At 73.4% G+C, this 12,068-nt stretch carries 9 protein-coding genes and 1 riboswitch; of the genes, 3 read left to right on the forward strand and 6 right to left on the reverse strand.

Features of this window, described 5'->3' with window-relative positions; genetic code table 11:
* Nucleotides 1-109 precede the first annotated feature (109 nt).
* Nucleotides 110-823 (reverse strand): translation initiation factor IF-3, encoded by a 714-nt coding sequence (gene infC / locus OU787_RS04810; protein ID WP_051818103.1) that lies wholly within the window; start codon nucleotides 821-823, stop codon nucleotides 110-112.
* A 464-nt stretch (nucleotides 824-1,287) separates the two neighbouring features.
* Between infC and OU787_RS04815 the strand changes: the two genes are divergently transcribed.
* Nucleotides 1,288-1,668, forward strand: a complete 381-nt coding sequence (locus OU787_RS04815) for a DUF1844 domain-containing protein (protein WP_030464248.1) — start codon at nucleotides 1,288-1,290, stop codon at nucleotides 1,666-1,668.
* Between the two features lie 374 nt (nucleotides 1,669-2,042).
* Here the strand turns inward: OU787_RS04815 and gcvP are convergent, their stop codons facing one another.
* Nucleotides 2,043-4,913 (reverse strand): aminomethyl-transferring glycine dehydrogenase, encoded by a 2,871-nt coding sequence (gene gcvP, locus OU787_RS04820; RefSeq protein ID WP_030463658.1) that lies wholly within the window; start codon nucleotides 4,911-4,913, stop codon nucleotides 2,043-2,045.
* A 217-nt stretch (nucleotides 4,914-5,130) separates the two neighbouring features.
* A riboswitch (glycine riboswitch) is annotated at nucleotides 5,131-5,238 on the reverse strand.
* Between the two features lie 189 nt (nucleotides 5,239-5,427).
* On the opposite strand from gcvP, the gene OU787_RS04825 reads away from it, so the two are divergent.
* Both OU787_RS04825 and OU787_RS04830 read left to right on the forward strand, forming a co-directional pair.
* Entirely contained in the window at nucleotides 5,428-6,540 is a 1,113-nt protein-coding gene (locus tag OU787_RS04825) for a PRC and DUF2382 domain-containing protein (protein WP_268658642.1), read from the forward strand.
* A 161-nt stretch (nucleotides 6,541-6,701) separates the two neighbouring features.
* Nucleotides 6,702-8,177: an MFS transporter gene (locus OU787_RS04830; protein ID WP_030463660.1), complete on the forward strand. Its 1,476-nt coding sequence runs from the start codon at nucleotides 6,702-6,704 to the stop codon at nucleotides 8,175-8,177.
* A 129-nt stretch (nucleotides 8,178-8,306) separates the two neighbouring features.
* Here the strand turns inward: OU787_RS04830 and OU787_RS04835 are convergent, their stop codons facing one another.
* The 4 genes from OU787_RS04835 to OU787_RS04850 form a co-directional block, all read right to left on the reverse strand.
* Complete coding sequence (locus tag OU787_RS04835; protein ID WP_030463661.1) at nucleotides 8,307-9,680, reverse strand: DNA polymerase IV; 1,374 nt, start codon at nucleotides 9,678-9,680, stop codon at nucleotides 8,307-8,309.
* Between the two features lie 38 nt (nucleotides 9,681-9,718).
* The gene (locus tag OU787_RS04840) at nucleotides 9,719-10,420 is read right to left on the reverse strand and encodes a SanA/YdcF family protein (RefSeq protein WP_268658643.1); all 702 of its coding nucleotides are present in this window, start codon (nucleotides 10,418-10,420) and stop codon (nucleotides 9,719-9,721) included.
* Nucleotides 10,421-10,496: 76 nt separating this feature from the next.
* Nucleotides 10,497-11,174 (reverse strand): MerR family transcriptional regulator, encoded by a 678-nt coding sequence (locus OU787_RS04845; RefSeq protein ID WP_051817891.1) that lies wholly within the window; start codon nucleotides 11,172-11,174, stop codon nucleotides 10,497-10,499.
* Between the two features lie 327 nt (nucleotides 11,175-11,501).
* Entirely contained in the window at nucleotides 11,502-11,975 is a 474-nt protein-coding gene (locus OU787_RS04850; RefSeq protein ID WP_030463664.1) for a bifunctional nuclease family protein, read from the reverse strand.
* Nucleotides 11,976-12,068: the final 93 nt, after the last annotated feature.

Genomic DNA, 12,068 nt, shown 5'->3' on the forward strand with positions numbered 1-12,068 from the left:
TTCCGGCCCGCACCGTGCGGCGCGGGCCGGAACTGGATGGATCTCGTCTCCAGGGCGGGACGCCCCGGAACCGGGTGCCTCGGCTCCCCGGCCACCCGAGCCCGAAGGCTCAGGCGTCCTGGGCAGCCTCGGCGGGCTGCTCGACCTCGGCGGCCTCGGCAGCGTCGTCCGCGGTGTCGGCGGCCTCGGTCTCCTCGACCTCCGCCACCTCGTCCTCGACGTCGTCCGCCTGGTCCGCGGCCGGTCCGCGACCCAGCCGCTCCGCCTTGCGGGCGTCAGCGGCGGCGCGGGCCTCGGCCATGGCCTCGGTCTTCTTCTTGTGCGGGCCGAGAACCATGATCATGTTTCGGCCGTCCTGCTTCGGAGCGGACTCCACGAAGCCCAGGTCCTGGACGTCGTCCGCGAGCCGCTGCAGCAGTCGGAAGCCCAGCTCGGGGCGGGACTGCTCACGACCGCGGAACATGATCGTGATCTTGACCTTGTCGCCCTGCTTGAGGAACCGGACGACGTGACCCTTCTTGGTGTCGTAGTCGTGCGGGTCGATCTTCGGCCGGAGCTTCATCTCCTTGATGACCGTGTGCGCCTGGTTCTTGCGCGCCTCACGGGCCTTCATGGCCGACTCGTACTTGAACTTGCCGTAGTCCATGAGCTTGCACACCGGCGGGCGCGCCGTGGCGGCGACCTCGACCAGGTCCAGGTCGTACTCCTGGGCAAGCTCCAGCGCCTTCGCGAGCGGGACGATGCCGACCTGCTCGCCGCTGGGACCGACGAGTCGCACCTCGGGGACGCGAATCCGGTCGTTGATGCGGGGCTCGGTGCTGATGGGGCCTCCTCGGTTGCACCTTTTCCGATGCGGCCGTCGGGCGGCGGTCGCACGTAGTGGTTCTCGACCACTGGGCGGGGCTTCATTCATGCTCCGCTGCCGCCCTGCCGCCTGGCAGGAGCACCGAACGCACGAAAAAAGCCCCGCACGGTACAGGCGGGGCTCCACACGTTCCGGGATGTCCTGGCGGACACCACTGGCAGCGAACAATCCTTGCGGCGCTCGCCACGGACCGGACCCGTCGGCCCTTCGGCCGATCAGGTGGGAGACTGTCGCGGCTGCCCTCTCGGGCCTCCTGGAGTGGAGCCTCCACTTGCTGGCCGGGCACCCCGAAGAGTCGCCTGGCCGGTCAGTCTCGAATCATACCAGCGTTCCGGGCCCGACCGGTATTCCAGCCCCCTCCCACCCGCCTTGTACGCTCCTTCCGTACTGCGCTTTCGCACCAGCACCCCCGGAGTGACACCTTGACCAGCCAGCCCGACCACGCGCACGAGTCCGAGTCCGACCAGGCCCTCGGCTTCGACGACCTGACCCGCGACATCGCCGAGGTCCCCGCCGTCGAGGTGATCACCACCGTCGCCGTCCACCTGATGAGCGCCGCCGCCGTCAAGTGCGGCCTCGCCGAGGGCGGAGAGGCCGACAAGGACCTCGACGAGGCCCGCAAGCTCATCACCGCCCTGGCCGGCCTGGTCACCGCCGGAGCCCCCGAGATCTCCAACTTCCACGCCGCCCCCCTCCGCGACGGCCTCCGCTCCCTCCAGCTCGCCTTCCGCGAAGCCTCCCTCGTCCCCGACGCCCCCGGCTCCGGCCCCGGCGAGAAGTTCACCGGCCCCGTCTACTCCTGACCCGCCCCACCCCACCCCGCAGAAGCCGCCCCCACCGGGCGGCTTCGCCGTTTCCCCGCCCCTCTCCCCCTCCCCGCCGGAGGCGCCTCCTCCTCTCCCCCGCCGGAGGCGCCCCTCCCCGCCCCGCCAGGGGCGCGGGGAACTGCGCGCAGCGGAAGGGCACACGCAGAAGCCGCCCGGCCGAGGGAACTCCCCCGCCGGGCGGCTTCCGCCTTTCCCCTCCCCTCCCCGCCGGAGGCGTCTCCCCCTCTCCCCCGCCGGAGGCGCCCCTCCCCGCCCCGCCAGGGGCGCGGGGAACTGCGCGCAGCAGAAGGGCACACGCAGAAGCCGCCCGACCGAGGGAACTCCCCCCGCCGGGCGGCTTCCGCCGTCAGCTACGCGTCGTACTCGTCCATCGGCGGGCACGAGCACACCAGGTTCCGGTCCCCGTACGCGCCGTCGATGCGTCGCACCGCCGGCCAGTACTTGTCCGCCGGGTTGACGCCCGCCGGGAAGACCGCCTCCTCGCGGGTGTACGGGTGCGCCCACTCCCCGGCCAGCATCGACGCGGTGTGCGGGGCGTTGCGCAGCGGGTTGTCGTCCGCCGCCCACTCGCCCGCGCCGACCTTCTCGATCTCGCCGCGGATGGCGATCATCGCCTCGCAGAAGCGGTCGATCTCGTGCAGGTCCTCGGACTCGGTCGGCTCGATCATCAGCGTCCCGGCGACCGGGAACGACATGGTCGGCGCGTGGAAGCCGTAGTCGATGAGCCGCTTGGCGATGTCGTCGACGCTGACGCCGGTCTCCTTGCTGAGCGGCCGCAGGTCGATGATGCACTCGTGCGCGACCAGCCCGCCGGGGCCGGTGTAGAGCACGGGGTAGTGCGGGGCGAGCCGCTTGGCGATGTAGTTGGCGTTCAGCACGGCCACCTGGGTGGCGCGCTTGAGGCCCTCGCCGCCCATCAGCCGGACGTACGACCAGGAGATCGGCAGGATCGCCGCCGAGCCCCAGGGCGCGGCCGAGATCGGCCCGACGCCGGTCGCGGGGCCGGCCTCGGCCTGCAGCGGGTGGTTGGGCAGGTACGGCGCGAGGTGCGAGCGCACCGCGACCGGGCCGACGCCGGGGCCGCCGCCGCCGTGCGGGATGCAGAAGGTCTTGTGCAGGTTCAGGTGCGAGACGTCCGCGCCGAACTTGCCGGGCTTGGCGAGGCCGACCAGCGCGTTGAGGTTGGCGCCGTCGACGTACACCTGGCCGCCGGCCTCGTGGACGAGCTCGCAGATCCGGGTGATCTCGGTCTCGAACACGCCGTGGGTGGACGGGTAGGTGACCATCAGCACGGCGAGCTGCTCGCGGTGCTGCTCGATCTTCGCCTTCAGGTCCTCGACGTCCACGTCGCCGTCGGCGAGGGTCTTCACCACGACGACCCGCATGCCGGCCATCGCCGCCGAGGCCGCGTTGGTGCCGTGCGCCGACGAGGGGATCAGGCAGACCTCGCGCTGGGTGTCCCCGTTGGCCCGGTGGTACGCCCGGACGGCCAGCAGGCCGGCCAGCTCGCCCTGCGACCCGGCGTTCGGCTGGATCGACACGGCGTCGTAGCCGGTGACCTCGACCAGCTGCTGCTCCAGCCCGCGGATCAGCGTCAGGTAGCCCTCGGCCTGCTCCACCGGCGCGAACGGGTGCAGCTGCCCGAACTCGGGCCAGGTGATCGGCTCCATCTCGGTGGTCGCGTTGAGCTTCATGGTGCAGGAGCCCAGCGGGATCATGCCGCGGTCGAGCGCGTAGTCCCGGTCGGAGAGCCGGCGCAGGTAGCGCAGCATGGCGGTCTCGGAGCGGTGGCTGTGGAAGACCGGGTGGGTGAGGTACTCGTCCTCGCGCAGCAGCCCGGCCGGCAGCGCGTCCGCGTCCTCGGCGACCTCGGCCGACACCCCGAACGCGGCGAACACGGCCGCCAGGTGCTCGCGGGTGGTGGTCTCGTCGCACGACACGGACACCCGGTCGCCGTCGACCTTGTGCACGTTGACGCCGCCGGCCAGCGCCGCGGCGACGACCTCGTCGGCCCGGCCGGGGACGACCGCCGTCACGGTGTCGAAGAACGCCCCGTGGGCGAGTTCGACGCCGCCCGCGCGCAGGCCCGCGGCGAGCGCGGCGGCGTAGCGGTGGGTGCGGCGGGCGATGTCGGCGAGGCCGTCGGGGCCGTGGTAGACGGCGTACATGGAGGCCATCACGGCGAGCAGCACCTGCGCGGTGCAGATGTTGGAGGTGGCCTTCTCGCGGCGGATGTGCTGCTCTCGGGTCTGCAGGGCGAGCCGGTAGGCGCGGTTGCCGTCGGCGTCGACGGAGACGCCGACCAGGCGGCCGGGCAGGTTGCGGGCGTGCTCGGCGCGCACCGCGAGGTAGCCGGCGTGCGGGCCGCCGAAGCCCATCGGGACGCCGAAGCGCTGCGAGGTGCCGCAGGCGATGTCGGCGCCGAGTTCGCCGGGCGAGCGCAGCAGGGTGAGCGCGAGCAGGTCGGCGGCGACCGCGACGACCGCGCCGAGCCCGTGCGCCTGCTCGATGACGGCCTTCAGGTCCCGCACCGCGCCGGACGCGCCCGGGTACTGGAGCAGCACGCCGAACACGCCGCGCTCGGCGATCCCGGCCGGGATGCCGTCGCTCAGGTCGGCGGTGACGACCTCGACGCCGGTCGGTTCGGCGCGGGTCTGGATCACGGCGAGGGTCTGCGGCAGGGTGTCCGCGTCGACCAGGAAGACGCCGGGCTTGTTCTTGGTGACCCGCCGGGCCAGCGCCATCGCCTCGGCGGCGGCGGTGCCCTCGTCGAGCAGCGAGGAGCCGGAGGTGTCCAGGCCGGTCAGGTCCGCGACCATGGTCTGGAAGTTGAGCAGCGCCTCCAGGCGGCCCTGCGAGATCTCCGGCTGGTACGGGGTGTAGGCGGTGTACCAGGCCGGGTTCTCCAGCACGTTGCGCAGGATGACCGGCGGGGTGAAGGTCCCGTAGTAGCCGAGGCCGATCATCGAGGTGAGGACCTGGTTGCGGCCGGCCAGTTCGCGCAGCTCGGCGAGCACCTGGGCCTCGCTGCGGCCGGCGGGCAGGCCGAGCGCGGTGAGGCTGCGGATGGCGTCGGGGACGGCGGCGTCGGACAGCTCGTCCAGGGAGGCGTAGCCGACCTGGGCCAGCATCTTCTGCTGGGCGTCGCTGTCGGGACCGATGTGGCGGTGCTCGAAGGGGCTGGCCTGCTCAAGGTCGCTGAGCGTCGGCTGGGCGTTCATGGGGGTCGGGCCTCCTGGTCGCGGACCGGCGGTGGTACGCACGCGGTCGGCGGCCGTGGGGGCGCCTGGGCGTACGAACCCGTCAGCCTCCCCCTCTGTCATCGGTACCTGAGAGCTTCGCACGACCGGGCCGGGGCCCGTCCGGCTTGCACCGTCGGCGAGGGCGGGGGCCGGTCGGCTCCGGTGCCGACGGTCCTGCCCTGCTTTCCAGAGTGACCTGTCCCGTTCGGTACGGATGCCTGAGAGATTCCGGGGAGGGGTTGCTCCTTCGGCGTCCCGCGTCCGGCCTGTTCGGGCCGGTTCGGGACTCTCCCGAGCGGGCTCGGCGGTCGCCTCCGAGGTTACCAGCGCGGGCCTCCCGGATCACCGGTGCGGCCCTGTGATCTGCCCCGGACGGCGGTGTCCGGAGTGCCGCCGTCCGTTACGTGCCGTTTGGTGTGGAGTGGCGGCCCGGCACGCTCCTCCGGCCGCCTCCGGACGGACCTTCCCAGGAGCAGCAGGACTGGAGGACAGCGTGCAGACCGATATCGATCCGCGCGACCTGATCGGACACAAGGCGGTCGACCGGAACGGTGACAAGATCGGCACGGTCGACGAGGTGTACCTGGACGACGCCACCGGCGAACCGGAGTGGGCGGCCGTCCGCACCGGGATCTTCGGCCGGGACGCCTTCGTCCCGCTGACCACCAGCGAGTTCTCGGGCGAGGAGCTGCGCGTCCCGTACGACAAGTCGCTGATCAAGGAGTCGCCGGACTTCGGCGTGGGCCAGCACCTCTCGCCGGCCCAGGAGCTGCAGCTGTACCGCTACTACGGGCTGGACACCGGCGCCGACGCCGGTTCGGGCCCGGCGGCGAAGCCCGCGGCAGCGGCAGCGGCGGCCGGGACGGCGGGGGCGGCGGAGGCCGCGAAGGAGCACCCGCGCCAGGAGCCCGCGTCGGCGCCCGCCGCAGCCGCTCCGGACCGCGACTTCGGCACCGTCGCCTCCTCCCCCTCCCCGACCCCGGCCCCGACCGCCGCCGCTGCCGCCTTCACCACGGCCAAGCCCCAGCAGGCACAGCAGGCCCAGCCCCAACCGCACTCCCAGTCGCAGTCGCAGTCCCAGTCGCAGCCGGCCCCGGTGGAGCCGACCGCGCCGGTGGAGATCACCTGCCGCGAGGAGCGCATCGACGTCAGCACCGAGTGGCACGTGGTGGGCACCACCCGGCTGCGCAAGTACGTGACCACCGAGCAGGTGGAGCGCCGGGTGCCGGTGGTGCGCGAGCGGGTGCGGGTGGAGCGGATCCCGGTGTCGGACGCGGAGCGGGCGGCGCTGAGCGAGCAGGAGATCGCCGAGGCGGTCGAGGAGGTCACGCTGCGCGAGGAGCGCCCGGTGGTGCGCAAGTACCTGGCGCCGATCGAACGGGTGCGGCTGGTGGTCGAGCGGTACACCGAGGAGGAGGTGGTCCGCGAGGAGCTGCGCCGTGAGCAGGTGGAGGTGCACGACGCGGCCGCCGGCGGGGACGGCGAGGCGCCGCAGCAGCGCCAGCCGTGGAACGCGCAGCCGCAGTCGCCGACGGCGGGCAGGCCCCAGGCGTCGGCCGCGAACGGCAGCTCGGAGCACGCCCGGCCGGAGCCGCTGCGCTCCTGACGGTTCGCCAACTGCCCGGCCCCGGACCGCTTCGGCGGGCCGGGGCCGTCGCTTTGCCAAAGCTTCACCAATCGATATTTGACAGAGTGAAGCATCTCCCGACAAAGTTATTTCAGATCCTGCACTATCGCCTGTCTGAAGCAACCGTCGGAGGAGTCCCCGTGAGTGAGGCACCACAGCCCACCCCCACGGCCGCCAAGCCCACCAGCGCCCGGGTCCTGCCCGCCCTGATCCTCGCCATGCTGGCGTTCAGCGTGGTGCAGACCGCGGTCGTCCCGATCCTGCCGGGCCTGGCCCGCGAGCTGAACGTCTCGGGCTCCAGCGTCACCTGGCTGATGACCGCCAACCTGCTCTCCGCCGCGGTCCTCACCCCGCTGCTGGGCCGCTTCGGCGACCTGCGCGGACGCAAGCCCATGCTGCTGGTCTCGCTGGCCGGCCTGGTGCTCGGCTCCGGCCTCGCGGTGGCCACCCACTCCTTCACCTGGCTGGTGGTGGCCCGGGTGCTGCAGGGCGCGGGCGGCGGCGTGCTGCCGCTGGCGATCAGCATCGTCCGCGACGAGCTGCCCCGGCACAAGGTCACCGGCGGCGTCGCCGCGATCTCCGCCTCGATGGGCGTCGGCTCCGGCCTCGGCCTGGTCGCCACCGGCCTGCTGCTGGAGCACTGGAGCTACAAGTCGATCTTCTGGATGGGCCTGGTCTTCGGCCTGATCGCGGTCCTGCTGGTGGTCCTGCGGGTGCCCGCCGACCCGGTCACCGACAAGGAGGGCGGCGCCGACCCGCTCGGCGCGCTCACCCTGGCCGGCTGGCTCTCCGCCCTGCTGATCGCCGTCAGCCAGGGCAACCACTGGGGCTGGACGTCCACCCGCACCCTCGGCCTGTTCGCCGTCGCCGCCGTGGTCGCCCTGCTCTGGATCCTGGTCGAGTCCAAGGTCTCCCACCCGCTGGTCGACCTGTCGATGATGGCCCGCCCCGCCGTCGCCTTCACCAACCTCTCCGGCCTGCTGATCGGCTTCGGCATGTACGGCTCGTTCATGGTGATCAGCAACTTCGCGCAGACCCCGGAGAAGCTCGCCCACTACGGCTTCACCGCCACCGTCCTGCACGCCGGCATCATGCTGCTGCCCTCCGCGATCGGCTCGATGGTCGCCGCCCCGCTCGGCGCCCTGCTGATCGCCCGCCGCGGCCCCCGCCTCCCGCTGGTCCTCGGCGGCTTCCTCGGCGCCGTCTCGATGGCCTACCTGGCGCTGCGCCACGGCGCCGAGTTCGACCTCTACTTCTCCTCCGCGGTCTTCGGCCTCGGCGTCGGCCTCGCCTACGCCGCGATGCCCGCCTACATCAACGGCGCCGTCCCCGCCGAGCAGTCGGGCATCGCCAACGGCATGAACGCCGTCCTGCGCACCGTCGGCGGCGCGATCGGCACCGCCGTGATGAGCGCGATCCTCACCGGCGACACCCTCAAGCTCCCCATCCCGCTGCCGGTGCAGCTCCCCACCGAGAACGCCTACCAGAACGCCTTCTGGGTGGCCGGCGTGATGTGCCTGATCGCCGCCGCCGTCCCCTTCGCCATCCGCGCCGTCAAGGCCGCCCCCGTCCCCGCCGAGCAGGCCGCCCCGGCCCTCGCCAAGACCGACGCCTGACCAGGCGTCCCCTCGCGTCCTGGACACGCGCGAGCAGCGGACGGACCCCCGCGCCAAGGGCATCGGCGCGGGGGTCCGTCCCCTTTCCCCGCCCCTCCCGCTTTCTCCTCCCGCCCCGCGCCCTCGCCGCTACCCGGGCGGCAGCCTGAGCGGGAGCGCTCCCGAGGCCTCCAGCGCCTCGTCCCCCACCGCGAACGTCCGCACCCGCCCCACCCCCGAGTACGGCGTCTCGAACCGCACCGTCACCCGCCCGACCCCGCTGCCCTGCACCCAGCCGGGCCCGAACTCGCGGTGCGTGACGTCCTGCCCGGGCCACCACCGGCGGGCCGCCGGCTCGGCCGGAACCGCCTCCGCCAGCGCCTCCTCGACCACCGCGGCCGCCCCCGACTCCCGTTCCTCCCGCTCCAGTTGGGCGAACAGGTCCTCCTGGGTGTAGTCCGCGAGCTGGGCCACGCCCACGCCCAGCAGCCGCACCCCGCCGGTGACGTCGACCTGCATCGCCAGCCGGCGCGCCGTCGCGGTGATCACCTCCTCGTCGTCCGTCGGCCCGCGCAGCGTCTCGGAGCGGGTCAGCGTCGAGAAGTCGAAGCGGCGGACCTTCAGCACCACCGTCCGCCCGGAGCGCCCGGCCGCCCGCAGGCGGCGCACGCACCGCGCGGCGAGCTGCTCGATCTCGCGCAGGATGCGGTCCCGGTCGGCGAGGTCGACCTCGAAGGTGTCCTCCACCGAGACCGACTTGGCGTCCCGGTCCGGCACCACCGGCCGCTCGTCCCAGCCGATCGCCATCTGGAACACGCCCGCGCCGTGCGCCTTCCCGAGCAGCCCGACCAGCTCCGCGAACCCGGCCTCCGCCAAGTCCGCCACCGTGGTCAACCCGGCCCGGCGCAGCGCCTGTTCGGTCGCGGGGCCGATCCCGGGCAGCGCCCGCACCGGCATCGGGGCCAGCACCGACCGCTCGGAGCCGGGCTCGATCAGCACCAGCCCGTCCGGCTTGGCCCGCTCGGAGGCGATCTTCGCCATCAGCTTGGACCCGGCGACGCCGACCGACGCGGTCAGCCCGGTGTGCTGCACGATGTCGGCCCGCAAGTCCTCGGCCAGCGCGAGCACCAGCTGCGCGCCCTCCGCGGGCGTCGCCGCGTTGGCCAGCGCGGCCCCGTACGGCCCCGCCTCCAGGTCGACGAACGCCTCGTCCAGGCTGAGCGGCTCGACCAGCGGGGAGCGCTCCCGCAGCAGGCCCATCACGATCTCGCTGTTGGCCCGGTACGCGTCGAACCGGCCGGTCAGGAACGCCGCGTTCGGGCAGAGCCGGCGGGCCTGCGCCATCGGCATCGCCGAGTGCACGCCGAACTTGCGGGCCTCGTAGGAGGCGGTGGAGACCACGCCGCGCCCGCCCAGGCCGCCGACGATGACGGGCTTCCCGCGCAGGCTCGGCTTGGACGCCTGCTCCACCGCCGCGAAGAAGGCGTCCATGTCGAGGTGGATGATGCTCGGCACGGCCCGCACCGCTCGATCATCCCGCGCCGCACTGACATTCCCGCGGACTACCCGTTCGCGTCCGCGTCCGCGAGCGCCCGGGCCACCCCGTCCTCGCGCGGTCCGAGCAGCGTCGGGTCCGGTCGCAGCAGCACGCTCGCCGCCGCCTTCGCCGCGCTGCCGATCTCCCGCAGCCCGCCGTACTCCCAGGTGGTGTCGTGCCGCTCCTCGACCCCGACCGCGTACGCGTCGATCCCGGCCGCCAGGCACAGCGCCAGCGCCCGCCGGACGTGGAAGGTCTGGCTGACCAGCACCGCCCGGTCGACGCCGAAGATCCGGTGCGCCCGGGCGCAGGAGTCCCAGGTGTCGAAGCCCGCGTAGTCGCCGACCACCCGCACCCCGGGCACCCCGCGGTCGATCAGGTAGCCGCGCATCGCGTCCGTCTCGTCGTACCGGACGGTGCCGTTGTCGCCGGTCACCAGGATCGCCCGGACCTTGTGCGCCCGGTACAGCTCCAGCGCCGCGTCCAGCCGGTGCGCCAGGTACGGGGAGGGCGCGCCGTCCATCAGCCCGGCGCCGAACACCACCGCGACGGGCGCCTCGGGCGCGTCGGCCACCGTGCCGACCTTCGCGGACTGGGTCAGGTACAGCCAGGCGCTCGGCGCCAGCCCCAGCGCGGAGCACAGCACCACCGCCTGGAACCAGCGGCGCTGCCGCCGCCGGCCGACCGGACGCACCGCGCGCCACGCCGCCCGCGTCCGCCGCCCCACGCACCTCAAGATCGTCGACACACGGACGAGGACGAGCGGGACCCGCCCGCCGGTTCCCCGCCCGGGGCCCGGCAGGTCAGCCCGCGCGGTTGCGGCGCTGCGCCAGCTCGTCGCCCGGGTCGTTGCCCACCAGCGTCTCGCCGGTGTCGGTGCGCTCGCCGTGCAGCCGCCCCAGGGTGGCCTCCAGCTCCTGCCAGACCGCGCCGACCGCGATGCCGAACACGCCCTGGCCGCCGTTGAGCAGGTCGACCACCTGCTGCGGCGAGGTGCACTCGTAGACCGTCGCCCCGTCGCACATCAGGGTCAGCCCGGTCAGTCCGGCCTGGTCGGCGGACTGCAGGTGGGTGACGGCCACCCGGATGTTCTGCAGCGACACGCCGGCGTCCAGCAGCCGCTTGACGATTTTCAGCAGCAGAATGTCCCGGAAGCTGTACAGCCGCTGCGCGCCCGCCGGGTACGCCGAGCGCACCGAGGGCTCCAGCAGCCCGGTGCGCGCCCAGTAGTCGAGCTGCCGGTAGGTGATGCCGGCGGCGGCGCAGGCCGTCGGGCCGCGGTAGCCGACCAGCGCGGAGGTCGGGGCGAGCCGCTCGATCGCGGGCTGCCCGGGCTGGACGGCCGGGAAGCGGCCGAGCCTCGGCAGTTCCTCGGCCTCGGGCTCCGGCCGCCAGGGCCGTCCGATCAGAGCACGGCCGGCCCGCGGCAGGTGCACCGCGCACAGCGCTCCGGAACGCGTCTCGTCGCCGGTGCCGCTCATCGCCAACCTCCGTCCATTCCGCCCAAGGCCCCACGGGACCCGCAGGAGCCCTGCCGGGCCCCGGGCTGCGGGTGGCCCGTCCGGCGGGCCATCACCTGACGGTAGGCAGTCGCCAAAGCACCGTCAACGATCGCCACGCCGGGGGCTCCGACAAACTTCACCCCATCGAGTGGTTATTCGTGCCCCATGTGCGGGTAGCAGAACGGTTTTCCGGCCCAGCCGAGTTGCGACCGACCGCCGACCGGGCTAGCGCACCGACGGCCCACCGGGCCCGGCGCGCCGCCCGCGGGCCGGGCCGCCGACCGGCCCGGCACCACCGGGCGGCGGCTACTGCGGGCCGCCCCCGAAGTCCTCCGGCGAGACCTGGTCCAGGAACTCCCGGAACTTCTCGACCTCGTCCTCCTGCTCGTCCGGGATCGAGATGCCGGCCTCCGCCAGCACCTCCTCGCTCCCGTAGATCGGCGTACCGGTGCGCAGCGCCAGCGCTATCGCGTCCGAGGGGCGCGCGCTCACCTCGACACCACCGGCGAACACCAGCTCCGCGTAGAACACCCCGTCCCGCAGGTCGTTGATCCGCACCTCGGTCAACTGCTGCCCCAGCGCACCGAGCACGTCCTTGAACAGGTCGTGCGTCAGCGGCCGCACCGGGGTCATGCCCTGCTGGGCGAAGGCGATCGCGGTGGCTTCCCCCGGCCCGATCCAGATCGGCAGGTAGCGGTCCCCGCCGACCTCCCGCAGCAGCACGATCGGCTGGTTGGAGGGCATCTCCACCCGGACACCCACGACGTCGAGCTCATTCACACCAGCAACCCTATGGCGCGCGCCCCCGATAGGAAAGCGCAGCAGGCAGCGGCCACCGCGATCGAGACCGCCGCCCGCCCGGCCGTCACCGGC

The organism is Kitasatospora sp. YST-16, from assembly GCF_026802215.1.
GTDB lineage: Bacteria > Actinomycetota > Actinomycetes > Streptomycetales > Streptomycetaceae > Kitasatospora > Kitasatospora cineracea.

Coding starts and splice junctions, on each gene's coding strand:
- gcvP (WP_030463658.1), bottom strand. CDS start 4,913: ATGAACGCCCAGCCGACGCTCAGCGACCTTGAGCAGGCCAGCCCCTTC.
- OU787_RS04845 (WP_051817891.1), bottom strand. CDS start 11,174: ATGAGCGGCACCGGCGACGAGACGCGTTCCGGAGCGCTGTGCGCGGTG.